23 protein-coding genes and 2 tRNA genes are annotated in these 18,292 nt (G+C 47.6%); 14 read left to right on the top strand and 11 right to left on the bottom strand.

Annotated elements, in window-relative coordinates:
• The first annotated feature begins 457 nt into the window (after positions 1-457).
• A complete protein-coding gene (gene rcsA, locus HB631_RS10110; RefSeq protein ID WP_213991027.1) occupies positions 458-1,090 on the top strand; it encodes a transcriptional regulator RcsA in 633 nt (210 codons plus the stop codon).
• Positions 1,091-1,204: 114 nt separating this feature from the next.
• On the opposite strand, the gene dsrB is transcribed toward rcsA, so the two are convergent.
• A complete protein-coding gene (dsrB, locus tag HB631_RS10115; RefSeq protein WP_213991028.1) occupies positions 1,205-1,402 on the bottom strand; it encodes a protein DsrB in 198 nt (65 codons plus the stop codon).
• A gap of 164 nt (positions 1,403-1,566) precedes the next feature.
• On the opposite strand from dsrB, the gene HB631_RS10120 reads away from it, so the two are divergent.
• From HB631_RS10120 to HB631_RS10135, 4 genes are all read left to right on the top strand, one after another.
• Positions 1,567-1,860, top strand: coding sequence for a DUF2525 domain-containing protein (locus HB631_RS10120; protein WP_213991029.1), 294 nt, complete (start codon positions 1,567-1,569; stop codon positions 1,858-1,860).
• A gap of 519 nt (positions 1,861-2,379) precedes the next feature.
• Positions 2,380-3,195, top strand: coding sequence for a mannosyl-3-phosphoglycerate phosphatase-related protein (locus tag HB631_RS10125; protein ID WP_213991030.1), 816 nt, complete (start codon positions 2,380-2,382; stop codon positions 3,193-3,195).
• Between the two features lie 51 nt (positions 3,196-3,246).
• Positions 3,247-4,467, top strand: coding sequence for a glycosyl transferase (locus HB631_RS10130; protein ID WP_213991031.1), 1,221 nt, complete (start codon positions 3,247-3,249; stop codon positions 4,465-4,467).
• A gap of 200 nt (positions 4,468-4,667) precedes the next feature.
• Positions 4,668-5,039: a helix-turn-helix domain-containing protein gene (locus tag HB631_RS10135; protein WP_213991032.1), complete on the top strand. Its 372-nt coding sequence runs from the start codon at positions 4,668-4,670 to the stop codon at positions 5,037-5,039.
• A gap of 373 nt (positions 5,040-5,412) precedes the next feature.
• Here the strand turns inward: HB631_RS10135 and HB631_RS26995 are convergent, their stop codons facing one another.
• The 8 genes from HB631_RS26995 to HB631_RS10170 all read right to left on the bottom strand — a co-directional run bounded on the left by HB631_RS26995 (position 5,413) and on the right by HB631_RS10170 (position 11,540).
• Positions 5,413-5,544 carry a hypothetical protein gene (locus HB631_RS26995; protein WP_255556916.1) on the bottom strand — a complete coding sequence of 44 codons (132 nt, stop codon included), beginning with the start codon at positions 5,542-5,544 and terminating at the stop codon, positions 5,413-5,415.
• Positions 5,545-5,995: 451 nt separating this feature from the next.
• Positions 5,996-6,298 (bottom strand): DUF305 domain-containing protein, encoded by a 303-nt coding sequence (locus HB631_RS10140; protein WP_255556924.1) that lies wholly within the window; start codon positions 6,296-6,298, stop codon positions 5,996-5,998.
• A 230-nt stretch (positions 6,299-6,528) separates the two neighbouring features.
• On the bottom strand, positions 6,529-7,590 hold the full coding sequence (gene apbE / locus HB631_RS10145) for an FAD:protein FMN transferase ApbE (RefSeq protein WP_213991034.1): 1,062 nt from the start codon (positions 7,588-7,590) through the stop codon (positions 6,529-6,531).
• A gap of 263 nt (positions 7,591-7,853) precedes the next feature.
• A complete protein-coding gene (locus tag HB631_RS10150; protein ID WP_213991035.1) occupies positions 7,854-8,180 on the bottom strand; it encodes a hypothetical protein in 327 nt (108 codons plus the stop codon).
• A 245-nt stretch (positions 8,181-8,425) separates the two neighbouring features.
• Positions 8,426-8,599, bottom strand: coding sequence for a general stress protein (locus HB631_RS10155; protein WP_213991036.1), 174 nt, complete (start codon positions 8,597-8,599; stop codon positions 8,426-8,428).
• Between the two features lie 485 nt (positions 8,600-9,084).
• A complete protein-coding gene (locus HB631_RS10160; RefSeq protein WP_345945702.1) occupies positions 9,085-9,507 on the bottom strand; it encodes a DUF6515 family protein in 423 nt (140 codons plus the stop codon).
• A 529-nt stretch (positions 9,508-10,036) separates the two neighbouring features.
• A complete protein-coding gene (locus HB631_RS10165; RefSeq protein WP_213991037.1) occupies positions 10,037-10,945 on the bottom strand; it encodes a cation diffusion facilitator family transporter in 909 nt (302 codons plus the stop codon).
• A 214-nt stretch (positions 10,946-11,159) separates the two neighbouring features.
• Positions 11,160-11,540, bottom strand: coding sequence for a S24 family peptidase (locus HB631_RS10170; protein ID WP_213991038.1), 381 nt, complete (start codon positions 11,538-11,540; stop codon positions 11,160-11,162).
• Between the two features lie 400 nt (positions 11,541-11,940).
• Between HB631_RS10170 and HB631_RS10175 the strand changes: the two genes are divergently transcribed.
• From HB631_RS10175 to HB631_RS10185, 3 genes are all read left to right on the top strand, one after another.
• The gene (locus HB631_RS10175) at positions 11,941-12,564 is read left to right on the top strand and encodes a serine acetyltransferase (protein ID WP_213991039.1); all 624 of its coding nucleotides are present in this window, start codon (positions 11,941-11,943) and stop codon (positions 12,562-12,564) included.
• A 222-nt stretch (positions 12,565-12,786) separates the two neighbouring features.
• Positions 12,787-12,981 carry a hypothetical protein gene (locus HB631_RS10180; protein WP_213991040.1) on the top strand — a complete coding sequence of 65 codons (195 nt, stop codon included), beginning with the start codon at positions 12,787-12,789 and terminating at the stop codon, positions 12,979-12,981.
• Between the two features lie 11 nt (positions 12,982-12,992).
• The gene (locus tag HB631_RS10185; RefSeq protein WP_213991041.1) at positions 12,993-13,322 is read left to right on the top strand and encodes a hypothetical protein; all 330 of its coding nucleotides are present in this window, start codon (positions 12,993-12,995) and stop codon (positions 13,320-13,322) included.
• A gap of 183 nt (positions 13,323-13,505) precedes the next feature.
• Here HB631_RS10185 and HB631_RS10190 read toward each other — a convergent pair.
• Positions 13,506-13,595: transfer RNA gene (locus HB631_RS10190), tRNA-Ser, on the bottom strand.
• Between the two features lie 93 nt (positions 13,596-13,688).
• Here HB631_RS10190 and mtfA point away from each other — a divergent pair.
• From mtfA to HB631_RS10220, 6 genes are all read left to right on the top strand, one after another.
• Positions 13,689-14,498 carry a DgsA anti-repressor MtfA gene (mtfA, locus tag HB631_RS10195; protein WP_213991042.1) on the top strand — a complete coding sequence of 270 codons (810 nt, stop codon included), beginning with the start codon at positions 13,689-13,691 and terminating at the stop codon, positions 14,496-14,498.
• 143 nt (positions 14,499-14,641) lie between these two features.
• Positions 14,642-14,717: transfer RNA gene (locus HB631_RS10200), tRNA-Asn, on the top strand.
• Positions 14,718-15,133: 416 nt separating this feature from the next.
• The gene (locus HB631_RS10205; RefSeq protein WP_213991043.1) at positions 15,134-15,385 is read left to right on the top strand and encodes a type II toxin-antitoxin system Phd/YefM family antitoxin; all 252 of its coding nucleotides are present in this window, start codon (positions 15,134-15,136) and stop codon (positions 15,383-15,385) included.
• 1 nt (position 15,386) lies between these two features.
• Complete coding sequence (locus HB631_RS10210) at positions 15,387-15,656, top strand: Txe/YoeB family addiction module toxin (RefSeq protein WP_213991044.1); 270 nt, start codon at positions 15,387-15,389, stop codon at positions 15,654-15,656.
• Positions 15,657-16,509: 853 nt separating this feature from the next.
• A complete protein-coding gene (locus tag HB631_RS10215; RefSeq protein ID WP_345945703.1) occupies positions 16,510-16,725 on the top strand; it encodes a hypothetical protein in 216 nt (71 codons plus the stop codon).
• Positions 16,726-16,748: 23 nt separating this feature from the next.
• Positions 16,749-16,853, top strand: a complete 105-nt coding sequence (locus tag HB631_RS10220; RefSeq protein WP_345945704.1) for an SDR family NAD(P)-dependent oxidoreductase — start codon at positions 16,749-16,751, stop codon at positions 16,851-16,853.
• 18 nt (positions 16,854-16,871) lie between these two features.
• On the opposite strand, the gene HB631_RS10225 is transcribed toward HB631_RS10220, so the two are convergent.
• Positions 16,872-17,897 (bottom strand): LacI family DNA-binding transcriptional regulator, encoded by a 1,026-nt coding sequence (locus HB631_RS10225; protein WP_213991045.1) that lies wholly within the window; start codon positions 17,895-17,897, stop codon positions 16,872-16,874.
• Positions 17,898-18,292 lie beyond the last annotated feature (395 nt).

The raw sequence follows: 18,292 nt of genomic DNA on the forward strand, positions 1-18,292 counted from the left end.
TTCAATGAGTCATTTTTATTAATAAATTGATAAATTTAAAAAAAATCGTTGTAATAAATACGTTACAAATGATTTCTGTCCTGCCGCCATGTGAAGTAAAACGCAGCAAATAATGATGAATTTTTCTTATGTTTAGTTAGCTAATTTTATATTATGATGACGTAAAGAATATGCTTGCCTTTGCATGAAAGCGCGTACGGCTTGAAGATCTTCTCTTAAACCCCCTATGTCATAGCGGGTAGACAAAACGCGAGTCCCCAAAAGCACCCGCATCAGACTTAAGTCAAATTAATAGATTTACTTTTGAGAGACTGATCCCAAAAAAATGTCGTTGAACTCGCTCATAGATTGTTGATAAAACATTAGCTAACTGTGACGCTTTTTGAAATTTCCAGGCCAGAGAAAAGCATTTTATCGTTGATTAAAACAGATAAACGAATTTAAATGAGGGTGCGTTATGCCAACGATCATTATGGATTCATGCAGCTATACCCGTCTCGGTCTTACGGGCTTTTTAACCGATGCCGGCGTAAAAAAGCGTAATATCAATACGGTAGACGACTTCAGCCAGTTACAAAGTAAATGTGCGCGCATCAAGCCAGATGTGGTTTTTGTTAATGAAGAGTGTTTCATTAACGAGCCTGACGCCACTGAGAAGATCAAAAGGGTCATCACCCAGCATCCCGATACGCTGTTTTTCATCTTTATGGCCATGACCAACATTCATTTCGAGGACTATCTTTTCGTACGTAAGAACCTGATTATTACCTCTAAATCTATCAAGCCCGAGACCTTGAACTCGCTTATTCTGAGCTGTGGCAAGAATAAAGCGCCGGACAGCTCCCATAAATCACTGCTGGATCTCAACCCGGTCCGTTTGAGTCAAACCGAGTCAAATATGCTGCGGATGTGGATGTCCGGCCACGATACCATACAGATTTCCGACAGCATGCAAATAAAAGCCAAAACGGTGTCTTCCCATAAAGGTAATATCAAACGGAAAATCAAGACGCATAACAAACAGGTCATCTATCACGTTGTCAGATTGACCGATACCGTTACCAGCGGCATCTATGTCAATGTTCGGTAGGCGTCGGCATTTACCCCAGAGCGATGACTGTTGAAATGGCCGGTATCCCCGTAACGTTGATACCGGCCATTTCACCTTCACCGGCTGCTGTTCCCTACGCGCCGGTTCGTTCCCTCAGGCGTCTCCCGTCAACTGTTCCACGAAGATGCCGTCAGGGTGACTTGTTTCATTAAAAAACCATATCCCGGTGGGATAATCGTCCAATGCCACGAGATACATGGTCCCCTCGCTGAATTCTTCAATCGCCAGTATGGTCCCTTTTCTGCGCGGCCCGCCGTCGGTTTTGACCGACACCCGATCATGTAATTTCATGACTTACCTCATAATATGCCAAGATAATAGTTTAGTACAAATGACCCTATCCGGTCTGCCTGTGATGGGATTAATAGCGGCAATATACCTATTTGGCTGCCATACAGGGTGTGGACGGGAGCCAGCGCGCATTCGACAGGCAACCGCGTGCCGAGACGCTATACTTGAAGAATGAAACTGCGGGTGAAATGACCGTTTGTGAAAATAAAGATGAGGAAAATATTATGCCTTTCGCAAAGGAGTATAACCAACATTTGCAGCGGGAAATCAGCATTGATGTTGATTCATTGCTGAAAGCGGTTAAAGAGGTCGCTGGACATGATGTGTATGAACATCAAAGCAACGATCACGCACATATGGTGACGGCTGAAGGCAAACGTTATAACAATTATGGCGCACTGGCCGAAGCCTACCATCTGGATATCCGCAACTATACCGTTACGGAAGTTAACCGATAGTTAATCGCCCCTGTGCCGCCGAAATTCTTTGTGCTGATACCCGATGCCTCAGGCGAAAAAAAACCCGGCAAAACGCACCGGGGAAAAGCCCGCCAGGGCGGGGCATTTTAAAGTCCGTTACACAGGGAAATCAGATTGCTTCTTAATAGTAACCAGCCGGCGGCGATTGGCAAGTTAGATTATGATGACTACTGAATCGTTTAAAGTCCCCAGCGGGACGGTGGTTCGCGATGAACCTGACCCAGTTAACATAAAACCTATATATATCATTATATAATATCATTATCACCCTAATAATCATCCAATATTCGCCGATCGCGGGTAAACATCTGGCCCACAAAAATTAGGATTTTTCCCATAATTGATTAGTAAAATAACAGTATTTTTTTCCGTTCTTTTTGGAAAACAAGACCAGATCGGGATTATGTACCCTGGTATGGCGAAGCATCGTATATACTCATGAATAATAGAAGAGGTGACAGCGAGATTGTCACTATTGGCGGACAAGGCGGACTCAAAATGCCCAGCTTAAAAGATCCCTTATTAGTTGTGACCGATTTGGATGGCTCGCTGCTCGACCATCATACTTATAGCTGGCAACCCGCCGAAGGCTGGCTGGAAAAACTGAAGTCCCATCATATCCCCGTGGTCATCTGCTCAAGCAAAACCTCGGCGGAGATTATGGCATTGCAAACCGGCATGGGCCTTAAGGATGCGCCGTTTATCGCTGAAAACGGCGCAATGCTGCATGCCGGCGCGCTAGGACAGCACCCGGACCAATCGGTAACCAAAATTTTGGGTCAGGATTATGCCGCTGTCCGAGAGGTGCTGGAGACACTCCGCCGGTTACAGGGGTTCAAGTTTTTTGGCTTCGGCGACGTGGATGAAAAGCTGATTGGAGAATGGACCGGGTTATCCCCCCATGACGCGCTCTTGGCCCAGCAACGCCAGGCGTCGGAAGCATTGATCTGGCGTGACAGCGACGAAAGGATGGCTGAATTCGTCCAGGCGCTGGCGGCGCAAGACCTGACATTGATCCAAGGCGGGCGCTTTTACCATGTGCTGTCAAAAGGCAGCAATAAAGGCGCCGCGGTACGTTGGCTATTGGACCTTTATCGCGGGCATGACGGACGTCCGTGGCAATCTTTGGGTTTAGGGGACGGCCCCAACGATATCTCCATGCTTAGGGCGGTGGACTACGCGGTTATCATCCGCGGTTACAGTAAAACACCGGTGGAACTCGGCCCGTTGCAACGATCTGTCTATAGAACCGTCGCCTATGGACCTGAAGGCTGGTGTGAAGGATTGGATCATTTTATTACCTCGGCCGACTGAGCGTAATAGACAATAATTTTAAAGAAATTTTTATAATTGGGGAGAATATTTATGAGCGATTTCCATCAAAATGGGATCATTGCAAATTTTCATAATTTATCGGATCGAAACGTCAAAGAATTGGAAACAGAATTGGTTGGATTTTCCAAAAAACGCAAAATGGGATTGATACTCCCCTCGCTATTTTCAGAGCTGGAAGGTCCGGCCCTGGCTAATATTATCGATGAGATTGCAAAAGTACCCTATCTGGAAGAAATCGTTATCGGCCTTGATCGCGCCGACCGCGATCAGTTTCTCTATGCCCGCGAATTTTTTTCCCGTCTGCCTCAGCATCATCGCATCCTGTGGAATGACGGCCCACGTTTAAAGGCCATTGACGCCGAGTTGGAAAAAGAGGGCCTCTCTCCCACTGAACCGGGAAAGGGCCGTAATGTCTGGTTTTGTACCGGCTACACGTTGGCCTCGGATCGTACCCTGGCGGTGGCATTGCATGATTGTGATATCGTCACCTACGAACGGGGCATGTTGGCCCGTTTGCTTTATCCGGTAGTGCATCCCAAATTCAATTATGAATTTTGCAAAGGATTCTATGCCCGGGTGGCTAACGGCAAGATGAATGGCCGGGTGGTAAGATTGCTGGTGGGCCCGTTATTGCGCTCCCTGGAGAATGTCTACGGACAATCTCAGTATCTCGATTACCTCAATAGTTTTCGTTATCCCTTGTCCGGGGAGTTTGCCATGCGTACCCGCGTCATGCATGACATGAAAATTCCCGGCGATTGGGGCTTGGAAATCGGTTTGCTGTCGGAAATCTATCGAAACTACAGTCCGAACCATATTTGCCAGGTTGAAATAGCCGATAATTACGATCATAAACATCAGCCCCTGGCGGAAGAGGATGGATCCGGCGGCCTAAAGCGTATGAGCAACGATATCATACAGTCTTTGTACCGAAAGCTGGCCACCATGGGGGTAAACCTCACCAGCGATTCATTTAGGGTGTTAAAAGCCACCTATTACCGCAATGCCCTCGATATTCTTGAGTTCTATCATCATGACGCCATCATGAACGGGCTTAAATTCGATCAGCATAGTGAGGAAGCGGCCGTGGAATTGTTTATGCAGTGTATCCTGGATGCCGGACAGGCCTTTATCGAACGGCCCAACGATAAGCCATTTATCCCCAGTTGGAGCCGGGTGCAATCCGCCTTTCCCGATATTATGCAACGTATCTATGATGCGGTGGAAGAAGACAATAAAGGCGATGTTTAATACCCGGTCCGCCGGTGGCGACATCGCGCTGACGGTTGCGCCAGCCGACTAAAATCACTTCCCCGCCGCGGCGGGGGACATTCCCCACGGTGAATTGTTCATGCCGCTAAAAAAGGCGATGTTTTAGCTTGCTCCTGGCGGGACGACCTTTAGAATGAATGTCTCCTTCTCCGGTAACCGCTACAGCGGAATATTTTTATATGCGTGAAATCAAACCCAATGAACCTCTGGCAGCGGCTCTCGCCGGCTGGATTGAGGATCATCTGGACCGTGATATCGCTTTACCCGAATTGGCCGCGCGGTCCGGTTATTCGGTTTGGCATATGCAAAGCGTGTTCCGCGCCACCACCGGTATCGCCGTTGGCCGTTATATACGAGAACGGAAATTGACTGAAGCCGTGCAACGTTTGCGCAATACCGATCACCGTATAATTGACATAGCACTGGATTATGGATTTAATTCGCAGTCACAATTCACCACATTATTCAAAAAATATTTTGGCGTCACTCCGCAAATGTGCCGCAACGATCCGTCATTAACTCTGCGCTTAACGCAACCCCTCCGTTTTTGAAGATGACTACTGTAAATAACTTATGTTATATAAATCAGTATGGAAGTTTTTATTCATCGTCTGGTGATTTCCCTAAACAATGATATTATAAATCAATATAATCAATCAGGTAAAAGATCAAGCCAGCCCTTTACTTTCATTAAGCAATAAATTATTAAGAACGAATAACATAAAAGAACCTGAATCTCTCTTAATCCTATAGTATTTTATGAAATTTAGCGTAGTATACCCTGATATTATTAATTTCCCTGGTGTTACTTAAGCAGTTATTCGCCCGCTTTTTAGCGGGCCTTTTTAAGTTGTCCTAATATAATCAGATAGCCAATGTTAAAGGCTCATTTCTTAATTTCCAATGTCACCGGATGGGTAGGCATTAAATTTTACAGCCTTCACAATCCTCTTCTTCCGCCGGCGGTTCCGGTATTACCTGCGCTTTTTTACTGACATTTTCTTCCGCCGCGGCCAATTCGGCATCAATATCAAATTCAAACACATCGTCATTCATGGCTATATACCCCATTTTCAACTGTCGGATCAGTATATCAACTCTCATTGTTAAAAATAACGCAAACAGGGCTGTTTCCTTGGCCTGTGTCTCTCAGTCTATCACCAAGGAGGGTTACCATCGAATGCCTGCATAAAGGGTAGACTGAGGGCAGAGACGGCCAAAGCGCATCCCGCCCTGCGCGGCGCATCGATAAAAAAACCCGGCAAGTGCCGGGTTGTGGACAGCAATAGCAACGGACTATATTTCAAGCCCTTTCCTGCTCTTTTTATCTGCCCTTTTTTCCTTAAGTGTTTTCTCCGGCTTCTTCTTGGCTGACTTATCCTTACCTCTACTCATAAACGCCTCGCTTATTTGTCAGATTAGGTGGTTTGACCAAAAGGTTCCCCGATAACACCTGGGTGTTCTAGACTTACCAAACCTAGTGCCGAATTGCAAGTCTACCGTTCATCTAATGCGCCGCCTTAGGATGCGCCGCCAGCCAATTTCGCATGGTTTTAATCTCCGCTTTCTGCGCTTTAATCACATTTTCCGCCATCTGGCGCATATGGGGATCTTTACCGTATTTCAATTCGGTTTGCGCCATGGCAATAGCGCCCTGATGATGAGGAATCATGCCTTGGGCAAAGGCTACATCCGGATCGCTGGCTTTGACCCCTTCAGCCATCTTATCGTGCATATCCTTCATCGAGTCCATATAGGATCGGCTGGCGGGACTTAATCCCTGCTGGTCATCCATTTTCATGCCGGCCATGTTGTCGTCGGCCGCAGCGACCTGAACCACCAGGGGCAATAAGATAGTCATCAGCGCTCCGACAATGCTTTTTCTCATGTTTCTCTCCTGTTTATTTTATATGCCGCATGCTTTCGGGAGCAAAAACACACCCGTTGTCGCGGCGTTCCACACTTAAAGCATCAATATGCTTTTTTTAAAAGCGATCTTAGCGTAATGCAAATCTGTGAAACGTAAGCGTGACGGCATTATTAATGTTTTTCTCGTGGGTCATCGAGACCCTCGATGATAAAGGGTTTGAATTGCGGTGATGCCCAGGTCTCAAACCCCCGATCGGTTTTGGTGATGAGATAGACCGCCAATCCCTGCTGTTGCGCCAGCGCCTTGGCTTTTTCAGTGCCGAGAACCATCAGTCCGGTATCCCAGCCATCGGCCTCCATGGCGGTAGTGGCGATAACCGTGGCGGATACCAATTTATGATCAATGGGCCGCCCGGTGGCGGGATCGATAATGTGCGACAGCCGTTTACCCTGTAATTCGTAGTAATTACGGTAACTGCCCGAGGTGCTGATGCCGTGCCCCTGTAAATCCACGATGGCTTGTGCATCCACTTCGCGATCGGTGGGTTTTTGAATAGCCACCCTCCAGGGCTTATCTTGCGGCGACAGCCCCCTGGAAATCACCGCCCCGCCCACCGAGACCAGATAGCGGGTGAAACCTCGGCGCTCCATCAGGGCAGCCAAATGATCGGTGGCATATCCCTCCCCTAGCGTCGAAAGATCAACATACAGGTCTGGCAAATCTTTCTGCAACCACTGTCCGTTAACATCTTCGCTCAAACGAAGATGACCCAGACCGACACGTGCCCGCGCGGCGTCAATTTGGGACTGGGTCGGCATCGACACCGGCTGTTTATCAGGTCCGAAACCCCATAGATTAACCAAAGGACCCACGGTGATATCCATGGCCCCACCGGTTTTGGCGCCGATGCGCAGCGCAGTGGATACCAGGTCGGCCATAGCGGAAGAAATCGGCTGCGGTTCGGCGCCGTTGTATTGATTAAAACGCGACAGTACCGAATCCTGTAGGTATGTGGATAATTCGTGATTGTCCTGGTTCAGCACCTGGTTTATCTGCTCTTGCAAGCCCACCAGCGCATCCGGCGGCGGCGAAGCCAGGGTAACCCGGTAAAACGTCCCCATGGTTTTCCCTTCCGCGACCCAAGCCTGGCTGTGTGACGGCGGCGGCGAGAGCTTATCGCAACCGGCCAGCAACAATGCCGCGACGGTAAATATCACTGCATATTTATTCATCCCTTTTCCCTTTTACCAAGCACCCTATCAGGCCGGGCCCCGGAACCTTATTATGAACGATAACCCTGTTGCAAAAATCAGACCGATTTGCAGGAAAACGCAGCGGAAAAGTGCCGTCGAGGAAGAATTACCGATTATGGGGGAACAGGCGGAGGACAGAAAAAAATGAGCAGGGTCACCGTACCCCCCGGGCACGATAAACCAGTTTGCGATAAGGTCGCAGGCATCCTCGGAACACCTGCCGTCCCCTTCACCGGAAGGCGTTACGGCAAGTCGGAATGGGAACCGCCCTGGGCATAATTAAACATGCGCTGCACAATTTCATCCGCGCCTTTAATAATTTCCGACAGGTTCTTATCACTGCGATTGACCGCCTGAGAATAGGCAATTTCATGCGCTTCATCCACCATGCTGATAATACGACCGCGTGTTTCAGCATCCAGATTTCCCAAAATAGTGGTAATTACCACCTGGTATGCATGGGACGTTACGGTTAACTGCCGCTCGCGGGCTTCCAACACTTCAATACGTTCCAGCAGCGCTGCATAGTGTGGATCATTGTGCGAATCAGAATGCGGATCGTTATCCATGTCGGCTTCCCCCTAGTCTTGCCGTCACCGGCGCGAGATTCAATTTCAACGCACCGGCCGAAAAACTGAGTATACAACAAATGTCCGATAGAGATATCCCGGGGGTTTTTAAGCGGCAGGGCAAGTGAGAAGACTGAGATAAGTGAGGCAGTGAGGCAAGTAAACGGTAAAGTGGCTGTCGACTCATGATATTTGAAGAGAACTGTCGTGACCGGTCACGACAGTGTGTTCGCCAGGCCCATCAATTAAGATTGACGGCCGCTGTTGCTGCTTTTACCGCCTTTTTTACCGGCCTCGGACGCCTTTTCGGGATTGTTCTTAAAACCGCCCCCGCTATGCTGGCCGCTTTTTTTACCTTCTTCGGATGATTTATGTTTATCGTCAGTCATATTACCAGAACTTTTACGTTGATCTGCCATGTAAACCTCCAAACGTGAATGTCGAAATCAATAAATTAAAATTTCGCTAGATCTTAACAAAACATTGAAGAAGCAATGAGGTGATGCCCCATCAATACTTATATGCTAGAACATGATTTCAATAATTGCCAAAATCATTATCAACGTGGAAGTTTATTTATAACGGGAAATTCGCCGCCAATAGTCTATTCTAAGCGTCTCCTTTGGCGCGCTTAATTTATAACCTATTGATGAATAACCACTTTGAAAAATTGAAAAAATAAGTTTTTTATTTCAAACATAACATTAGTATACATAATCTATTGAATATAAAGAGTTATCCTCAATCACTGGTTTTACATAGATATTCCCGTAATGACTGAATTAAAGTTATTATCTTATTAACCTGCATTCGATAAAAAGTTATCAGCGTAAATAATTAGAATTGCAATTATTTATTAAATAAAAAAATGCCCGCACGTGGCAGGCACTGAGGAGATTACCGTTTACAGACCGGCGGGTCTTGGCACTTCAAGATACTGGCCGTTAATATCACGGCGATAATAGTGACCTTGATTGACATAATACCGTTCACCATTCAAATCCAATACCGTCATATTGCCGGGACCGGAAACATACGCTTGCGGCGCGGGTACGACGTTCGGTGCATTGACTACCACATATTCATCATCATGGCGCTGGTAATAAACACCGTCCAGAACATAGTAGGTCAGGCCTGCCACCAATACGGTTTCCGCCAACCCTGGCAAAATACCAAACCTTTCACCATAGTGGGGTCGTCCGCCGATCCAACCATGGGGACCGTAACGGTAAGGATCATGGCCGCCGTGCCAGTAGGGCGCGGCAAAACCGGCTACAGGCATAACCAGGCTAAGGGAAAATAAAAGAATCAGAAATTTTTTCATCATAAGATACCTATCAAAACTCTCGCCTACTAACACATGCCGATGCTCTCATAACAGACCTTTGCGGGCCATTAAGCAAGACCATTTACGCATCTTTTGCCGGGTATAACGAAATCCTTACCTTTACGTAATAGTCTATTGCAAATCAATACCATCCCTGTTTTATACCCCGCTAAAAGCGGTAAACACGCGGCCTCTGTCTTGCCGTGGGTCTTACGCTAAATTTTAGTCGATAGTGAAGCCCCGCGGATATAAAAGCCTGAACGAAACCAAGAATTTTTCATGAGCAATTGTGACTGGCGGATTTCAACAGGAATTTTGCCAAGGTTTGGTAAAGTCTTGAAATGTTATGTAAACATATAATATATATGAATATTATTTACATAATAATTAGCCATTATCATTTGATGCATTCAAAGCCAGGTGTTATTTTTCTAAAACCCCCTCGCTCCAGAGCGGGTTAATGTGATGTTGGACACCCACTTTTCTTTTGTGTGGGTGTTTTTTTTGAGTGAAAACAAGGGCAAAAGCGTTACTTCACCAGATTATCAAGACGTTCGTCATCAATACCCGCGGGTTCAAGATGAGCTGAAACTTCCGCTGCCGGAAACAGCTTCCTGACCGCCGCTTCCGCGGCATCACCGATTTCATGGCCCACATCAACGCTAAGTTGGCCGTCCACTTCAACATGTAATTCAACAAAAACCCGATCACCGCCATTACGTGTACGGATATCATGAACACCTCGCACACCCTCGCAGCTCAGGGCGGCAGCCTCGATGCGCTGTCGGTCCCTGACATCCAGCTCTTGATCCAAAAGCTGAATCAGCGCGGAAAGCACCATGCCGCGGGCATTCCACAGCATATAACAGGAGATACCCAACGCCCCCGCCGCATCAGAGCGCGTCCAGCCAAACAAACCGTCAAGGACCAAGGCCACCAGCACGGCAATATTGACCGCGATATCGGTAACATAATGCGCACGGTCGGCGGCAATGGCGGTGGAACCGGTCTTCTTGACCACAAACGTCTGCATAGCCACCAGCATACCGGCACAAATCGTGCTGCCGACGATCACCCAAATACCCAGACCTTGTTGTGAGAGAGGCTGGGGATGGAGCAGACGCCCCGCGGATTCGATACCCAACACCAGCCCGGCCCCGGCAAGCAGTAGCGCCTGGACAAAAGCGGCTACCGCCTCGGATTTACCGTGACCGTAGCGGTGTCCCTTATCCGCCGGACGCTGCGCATAATAGACCCCCGCCAACGTGACGATGGATGCCATGACGTCAACCAAACCGTCCGCAGCGGAGGTCAGCATCGCAATGGAACCGGTAAGCACCCATGCCCAAACCTTGACGCCCACCAGCAGCACGGCGACGCTAAGCGACACCAATGAAGCCAGGCGCGTCAGCTTTTTGCTTGGGAGATTAAATAACATCCCCATTCCCCCAAGTATCAGTTTGAACATTCATATGACTACCGATTGACAAGCACGCTGTGAAAGCGAATTTATAGGATGAACTCCGCCGCTGGTAAAATAGACAGCGAAGACAATAGAGATATTCATAGGGTCTGATTTTGGCTAAGGTGCAATATTTTATCAAAATCAATACGTTTCGGTCTAGGTAAATTTGCCGAAAGCCGGGCGCGTCTCATAAAGTCGGGTCAAGATGATTTTCCAGGTCCTGCAAATCGTTTACCGCGAAAGTGACCACCCCAAAAATCACCAATCCCCCTTCGTCCGGATCAATATTCATTATTTCGTTTTCTTTCCCCAGGCTTTCCAATGCGGGTAACGGGGACAAACGCAGTCGACGAATAACATAAGCCCCGTCAATCACCGCGACAACAATACTGCCGTGGGTGGGTTTTAACGCCGCATCCACCACCAGAATAGCCCCGTGCAAAATGCCCACCGCCATACAGCCCTCCTCAACGCGCACGAGATAGGTCGAGGCCGGACGGAGAATGCAGGTTCTATCCAGACTGATCCTGTTATCAACATAATCCTGTGCTGGAGAAGGAAAACCCATAACCAAACGCCTTAGTACTGATTTTTTATACAGTATAGACACAGCTTCACCAGACTGTGAAGCACTGTTTCACCCGATAAACCCAGCCAATTGATGTTGTGGAAAAAAATGCTCCGACCCGGCGGTACAAAGACTCACGCCGCCGGGAGGGCAAGAACGTCCCGAACAGGACAACTTTCAATTAGGGAGTTCTATCACACTAATAAAAACCTTCTTGAAAAAAATCAAAAAAAAAATGTATATTGTGCTAATCAATCACGTCGATTCGTTTCATGGCGACACCGTGGAGATTAAGGGCGCATTTTTTAAGATTGTTTGCATTAATATTGTCAACCAACAAATATGTTAATGGCAAAACGAACATCTTACAAATACATACAGAAAAGTTTCGAGAAAACCCATGAAAACATTAAAATTGAAAAATAATAATATAAATGCGCAACGACAAGAGGGTGATTTACTCACTTTTGTAAACGCTCATGATCTGGCATTGCAACATTTAAAAGTGTGCCTTCAACGCGAAGTTATCGTCTCCCTCAAGCCCTTCTCGTGGCTGGAAGTACTGCATAAAGCAATAAAGTTCCCTGCTCGGCGTTACCATTTTTGGTGGCGTATAGCCAATTATTTATATAAAACAGGGGGTCATAAAGCCAAAAAATGCGCGGTCAGGATTAATCGTAATCTGAGGAATAAATATAGCCTTGATATAAAGCTTGGCGCGGACATTGGCGAAGGGATGAAAATATCCCATTTTATCGGTATTGTCATTGCGGATTGCGCCGTTATCGGTACAAATTTTCATATAACGCAAAATGTCACCATCGGTGTAAAAGACATAGATAAGGCCAGTAAAATTATTATTGGAAATGACGTCACTATTGGTCCGAACAGCTGTATTATAGGCAACGATATTACTATCGGCGATAATGTTACCATTGGCGCCATGTCCTTTATCAATGATGACATCCCCGCGGATTCCATTGTTTATACCCCCCGTCCGGCAAGTATCGTAAGGATGAAGTAGACCTTTGATTTTGCCTTTTTGCCGTGAGGCATTCCCCGCATCCTCCGTAGACATTCCTCTGGTGAAGCTCTTCCGGTGAAACACCCCGAGCTCGCTGCCCTAAACCAGACCTTGCCTCAGCGCAGCGTTTCGCTTAGGGGTGCCACAGGGTAAAAAAAGCAGACTATAATTGCTTAATTAATTAAGATATTTCATGACACCTTTAATCCGTCTAAGGAAGAAATGGATAAATCCACTGTCTCTTCGGCCGCACTTATCGGGAAGCCCGTAAAACGCGTGAAACTGCCGGCCATCATCAGCCAAGTCACCAGAAAGCCAAAGATGCTGCGGTTGCTGCCAGGGCATGTGAATTGCCGCCACGGGGAGAGGGGACGTATTTCCCCCGCGCACGCGCAAAAGGAAAATGTAAACGTATGAACCGGTCATGGATGTTTGCCCCGGCGATTTTTTTACTGATTTCCGGCTGCTCGTCGAATTATCGAGGAGTGGAATGCCAAGGGGAAATCAAAAGCCTTGCAGGCCGGCCATTAGGTAGCACCAGCGCAATGATTATGGACAGGTATAATTCGTTCACGGTAACCATGCCGCAGGAAAAAGCAAAGGTTGAAAGCGGGATGCTTCATTCCACCGACCGGACTCTTTACATTCCTTCGGCCGTAACAACGGAAGGTTTTCTGGCGCAACGCGTATCGGATAAGAAATTCGCTATTATCGATTCGCGCCAGGATAAATGGATAACTTACACCTGTCCTAAATAATTCTATGGCGTTGATATTCCATGGGGGATCGGGAGTGTCCTAACCTGTGCATGACGCTTTCATTTCATAAAGTATGCAGATTAGGTATGCAGATGTTTCATTTGCTTATTCCAAGTCAACATTCCAAGCCTTCATATTTGAGACAGGGATCGGTGATTCTTAGGATTATAAGTGCTTGAATAGTGGCGGAGAGACAGGGATTTGAACCCTGGGAAGGATTACTCCTTCAACGGTTTTCGAGACCGTCCCGTTCAGCCGCTCCGGCATCTCTCCTTTTTAGCGGTTGCTATCATGCCCTGTTTTACGGCATTTTAATAGTGTTTAACCACGCCTGACGATTCAAGTGACGACTTATCGAGCAACCAGATGATGAAATGGCCTTGGAAAAGCTCTTCCCCCTCGTCGGAGACCCTTGCCTTATGGCAAGAGGCTTTGGCGATCCCGTTACTCTCGCCATTGTCTGCCGAGGAGCGGCACCGTTTGGTGCTGCTGGCGGACAGGTTCCTCGAGCAAAAGAAGCTGGTTGCCCTGCAGGGACTGGTGCTCAATGACGTTATGGAGGCTCGCGTCGCCCTGATCTTTTCCTTACCGGTGCTGAGCCTGGGTCTGGACTGGCTGGATGGTTTCCATGAAATACTGATCTACCCCTCGCCCTTTGTGGTGAACGATGAATGGCAAGACGACGCGGGATTGGTGCATCGCGGCGAAATGGTGCATTCCGGCCAAAGCTGGGACCAGGGACCGATAGTGCTTAACTGGCAGGAAATCCAGGATTCGTTTGATCTTTCCGGCTTCAATCTGATTATCCACGAAACCGCGCATAAGCTGGATGGACGCAATACCGGCGTGGTCAACGGCATGCCGCTGATTCCCCTGCGCGAAGTAGCCCATTGGGAAAGTCTATTGCGCTCGGCAATGGATGATTTGCAGGACGAAGTGGATTTGGTGGGCGTAGACGCGGCCAGTATGGATGCCTATGCCGCCAGCGATCCGGCGGAATGTTTTGCCGTGCTGTCGGAATATTTTTTCAGTTCGACGGAATTGTTTTCCGATAGATTTCCCGAGCTCTATCGCTGCTTTGTACGATTTTACCGCCAGGATCCGTTGACGCGGCTTAACGCGCAACGATCCGCACAATCGTCCTCCCCCGACGATATGGCCGCGACGAAAAACTAAAACCGCCCTTTTGGCTCCATAAAAGCCTTTAACAGCGCTAACGGCACGCAATCTGGCTAAGGGTTAGGCAATCACACCGCAACTTTTTATTTTGCATTGACACCCTTGGAGGGGCCGGATATGATTCGCCCCGTTCAAACGATTCCTCTGTAGTTCAGTCGGTAGAACGGCGGACTGTTAATCCGTATGTCACTGGTTCGAGTCCAGTCAGAGGAGCCAAGATTCTAGAAAAACCTGCGTCAGGGAACTGAGGCGGTTTTTTATCAATGGGTTATGCCCCTCCCCCCACGTCTGCACGCGTCTGTTAAAAATCTCTCGAATTTTTTATCGACGTCTATCCTGCTGTATCTGATGCTGATGCCCGGCAGCGGCGTGATGAAAATAAAAATCCATTAGCTTAGAGAATGGATCCCAGCGCTAAAAAACAGGTTGACAACAAAGCGGTTCATCGCCGTGCAACTGTACCAGGCTAACGTAATCAAACTGTCCATCGGCGTTTAGGTACTTTGCATAGCCAAGATATTTGGCAGCCAGACTATTTCATATTGGTATCTTTTGCCCATCTTGACATCTTTAATTTTTTTACTTAATCTGTACGCAGATGCGTACATTTATTATCTGGAGGAGACATTCCTATGCCACACGTTAGTTTGACAGAATTTCGCCAGAACATCGCAGCTCATTTTGACAAAGCTATCTCATCAAGGGCACCGCTGCTTGTGACCCGCCAAGGTTCAGAGGCGATGATCATGCTGGCTGAGGGTGAATACGAGTCTATTCTGGAAACCTTGCATTTGCTTTCAACCCCAGCAAACGCTGACCGGCTGCGCGAGAGCATTAAACAGCTCGATGACGGGAAGGTGGTAGAGGTGGATCCGACTCTCTGATATGAAACTTCTATGGACAGAAAATGCTTGGCAGGATTATTTAAACTGGCAAGAAAACGACCCCAGTATGGTCACTAAAATCAACAGTTTGATTAAGGATACAAAGAGGACACCTTTCAAAGGGTTAGGTAAACCCGAACCACTCAAAGGTGACCTCTCAGGTTTTTGGTCAAGACGGATTTCCGGTGAGCATCGGTTTGTCTACCGCGTGACTGGAAAAGGTGACCACCAGCAACTGGAAGTTGTTCAATGCAGATTTCATTACAAATAGCCTTCTTAACTTGTAATTAGCTTGATCACTCGCTGATAGGTAATCCCACCGCAAAACTGGGTACTCACAAGTAGAATTTTCTCGTAATATGAATCGAGGAGATTCGGATGAAAAAAATCAGGTTTTAGCGACAGCCAGGAGGGTGTAGTGCTCGCTCAGTAAGGGCAGTTTTGATAATATAAGCTCTAAGAATACTAATATAGTTGTTATGAAAGACATGAGCAACATCATTATTATAACAATTTCTGTAATTTTAGGTCTATATACTCTTTGCGAAAGTTTTTTTTCGTTTAAAAAAGGCGTATTTAAAGAATATCGTAAAATGGCTCCTTTTATATTTCATTATCGAGGTGATAAATCATTTATTCCAAGAATACTGGAGAATATACTACTAGGATTATTCATGATTGGATTTTCTATCTGGTTCTGGTTTAAAACTTCATGATGTTATACCTTTCAGAGGTTTTATTAATTGAATTATATAAAAACAATTAAATACACATATTAACAGCCGTTTCAATTCCTGTCATTGGGTTAGCTCAAGCCGACGCCCGCTACAGCGTGATGGCATCTGAAAATTGCTGACGCAGCGATTGCAATATCTCCGGGTAACGACAAGACGGCACATCAACTGACTGACGAGGTAGGATAAGGGGCTTTACATCGCCTCTGAATCCTGTTTTTACTAGGTTTTGAAGGCTGAGGGGCTCACACGATATCGCGGATTACCAGCTTCGTTCATTTTATCTCAGATAATTTCGAGACGTCCGGCCATTCTTTCAGAGTAGTCCTGCAATGATGGTGGCGTGAAGTACGGACCGCCGCGGCGGAACTGAAAGCACGGAATATCCGGGTGAACACGCTGAGCCCCGGCCCTGTCCATACACCTATTATAGACACGCAGGTCGGTACGCCTCAGGAGGCAGAAGCATTTCGTAAACAGGCTGCGGCCCTGGTGCCTCTCGGGCGTATAGGACAGCCGGATGAACTGGCCGCTGCCGCTCTTTTCTCGCATCAGACGAAAGCAGTTTTTCCACCGGAACCTATCTCGTCGTCGATGGCGGCATGACACAATTTTAAGGGGAGTTAACAATGAAAAGACTTGCAGGAAAAACGGCTGTTGTTACGGGTGCTTCAAAAGGGATCGGAGCAAGTATCGCCCGGGAACTGGCGCGCCAAGGGCCGCAGGTGGTATAAAAAGCGGCAAATACAGCGTTAGGTGGATTCCCGTTCAATTAATTCAAAGCCAATATCCCTGACCGTATCATTCAATTTTTTCCCCTCGATTTTATCCGACAGCATATTGGCGGCATCGATGCCCACACGCCAGCGGTCTATTTGTACCGTGGAGATGGAAGGAACAGTATGTTGCGAAAAATCCAGATCGCCAAAACCCATTACGGCAAGGTCTTGGGGAACGCGCAGCCCACGGTGGGCCGCCTCAATGATGGCCCCTTGAGCGAGCGTGTCGGAGCTGCAAATAACAGCATCGAATTCATGCCCGGCATCAAGCAATTGGCTCAAGCCGCTTCTGCCCTTCGATAAGGTCGCCGGTAACGGGACGGAAATGGAAGCAACCGTTTTCAGCTTATGTTCATCCAGTGTATCCAGGACGCCTTTTTTACGCACCGCCGCCCGGTTATCCTCGGCCCATATCAGTCCGATTTTTTTATAGCCTTTGCCGTGCATATAGTGGGCTATTTTATTACCGACTTTTTCATGTGAAAAGCCCACCAGCATATCTAACGGTGTCGGTGTTAAATCCCATATTTCCACTACCGGAAGCTCAGAGGACAGGATAATACGTTTCATGTCGGGCGAATGCTGTATGCCGGTTAACACCACGCCATCCGGGCGCCGGGATAAAATCGCGGAAACAATCTCGGCCTCCCGCTCCGGGCTATATCCACTCACGCATAACAGCATATGATATCCGCGTTCCGCCAGTTGGTCGCTTAATGCCTGAACGGTATCCACAAACATATTATTATTGATTTGCGGAACGACCACGGCTATCAGCTTGCTTCGCCTGGAGGCCAGTCCGCCCGCCAACAAGTTGGGAATATAACCTGTTGAAACAATGGCTTCCTTGACTTTTTCCAGCGTAAGGGCGCGAACCAAATGTGGATTGTTGAGCGTCCGGCTTACCGTCATGGGTGATAGGCCGGCCTGGCGCGCTACATCTTCCAGCGTAGGGGATTTCACTTTACCAGGGTTTTTATGCGTATTCTTAGCCTTCATACCGGTCCTTGAGCGACGCTAAATGAGCATAGATTACCGTAAAAATGCGGCTTGGCCCAATAACAACGCCATGGGACGGGAAACGGCGCCGCCGTCTGCCCCGCCGCCGGCGTATAGAGAGGCAACCACATGGAAAGAGGCATGATAACCCACGAAAAAATAAATGGTTGCGCAATCATTTAATAGGCTAATGACCCATCATTATTCTCAATGGCAGGTTTTTAAATCTTTATCTCACGGAACCGCTGGGTACTCGTAGACGCCATTCTGTATCAATCATTATCATCCGGCGCCCGTTGATGCCATTCGGCATCAACGGCATCAATCATGCTCATTTGGCGGCCATCAAGGCCATTCGGCCAAGGCGTCTATTGGCGTAAGCCAGCCTCTTTCGG

Source organism: Sodalis sp. dw_96, assembly GCF_018449575.1.
In the GTDB taxonomy this organism is placed as follows: domain Bacteria; phylum Pseudomonadota; class Gammaproteobacteria; order Enterobacterales; family Enterobacteriaceae; genus Acerihabitans.

Excerpts from the sequence above, each read along its gene's own strand:
- rcsA (WP_213991027.1), top strand. The coding sequence starts at position 458 with ATGCCAACGATCATTATGGATTCATGCAGCTATACCCGTCTCGGTCTT.
- dsrB (WP_213991028.1), bottom strand. The coding sequence starts at position 1,402 with ATGAAATTACATGATCGGGTGTCGGTCAAAACCGACGGCGGGCCGCGC.
- HB631_RS10125 (WP_213991030.1), top strand. The coding sequence starts at position 2,380 with ATGCCCAGCTTAAAAGATCCCTTATTAGTTGTGACCGATTTGGATGGC.
- HB631_RS10130 (WP_213991031.1), top strand. The coding sequence starts at position 3,247 with ATGAGCGATTTCCATCAAAATGGGATCATTGCAAATTTTCATAATTTA.
- HB631_RS10135 (WP_213991032.1), top strand. The coding sequence starts at position 4,668 with ATGCGTGAAATCAAACCCAATGAACCTCTGGCAGCGGCTCTCGCCGGC.
- HB631_RS26995 (WP_255556916.1), bottom strand. The coding sequence starts at position 5,544 with ATGAATGACGATGTGTTTGAATTTGATATTGATGCCGAATTGGCCGCG.
- HB631_RS10140 (WP_255556924.1), bottom strand. The coding sequence starts at position 6,298 with ATGGCCGGCATGAAAATGGATGACCAGCAGGGATTAAGTCCCGCCAGC.
- apbE (WP_213991034.1), bottom strand. The coding sequence starts at position 7,590 with ATGAATAAATATGCAGTGATATTTACCGTCGCGGCATTGTTGCTGGCC.
- HB631_RS10150 (WP_213991035.1), bottom strand. The coding sequence starts at position 8,180 with ATGGATAACGATCCGCATTCTGATTCGCACAATGATCCACACTATGCA.
- HB631_RS10155 (WP_213991036.1), bottom strand. The coding sequence starts at position 8,599 with ATGGCAGATCAACGTAAAAGTTCTGGTAATATGACTGACGATAAACAT.
- HB631_RS10160 (WP_345945702.1), bottom strand. The coding sequence starts at position 9,507 with ATGATGAAAAAATTTCTGATTCTTTTATTTTCCCTTAGCCTGGTTATG.
- HB631_RS10165 (WP_213991037.1), bottom strand. The coding sequence starts at position 10,945 with ATGTTATTTAATCTCCCAAGCAAAAAGCTGACGCGCCTGGCTTCATTG.
- HB631_RS10170 (WP_213991038.1), bottom strand. The coding sequence starts at position 11,540 with ATGGGTTTTCCTTCTCCAGCACAGGATTATGTTGATAACAGGATCAGT.
- HB631_RS10175 (WP_213991039.1), top strand. The coding sequence starts at position 11,941 with ATGAAAACATTAAAATTGAAAAATAATAATATAAATGCGCAACGACAA.
- HB631_RS10180 (WP_213991040.1), top strand. The coding sequence starts at position 12,787 with ATGGATAAATCCACTGTCTCTTCGGCCGCACTTATCGGGAAGCCCGTA.
- HB631_RS10185 (WP_213991041.1), top strand. The coding sequence starts at position 12,993 with ATGTTTGCCCCGGCGATTTTTTTACTGATTTCCGGCTGCTCGTCGAAT.
- mtfA (WP_213991042.1), top strand. The coding sequence starts at position 13,689 with ATGATGAAATGGCCTTGGAAAAGCTCTTCCCCCTCGTCGGAGACCCTT.
- HB631_RS10205 (WP_213991043.1), top strand. The coding sequence starts at position 15,134 with ATGCCACACGTTAGTTTGACAGAATTTCGCCAGAACATCGCAGCTCAT.
- HB631_RS10210 (WP_213991044.1), top strand. The coding sequence starts at position 15,387 with ATGAAACTTCTATGGACAGAAAATGCTTGGCAGGATTATTTAAACTGG.
- HB631_RS10220 (WP_345945704.1), top strand. The coding sequence starts at position 16,749 with ATGAAAAGACTTGCAGGAAAAACGGCTGTTGTTACGGGTGCTTCAAAA.
- HB631_RS10225 (WP_213991045.1), bottom strand. The coding sequence starts at position 17,897 with ATGAAGGCTAAGAATACGCATAAAAACCCTGGTAAAGTGAAATCCCCT.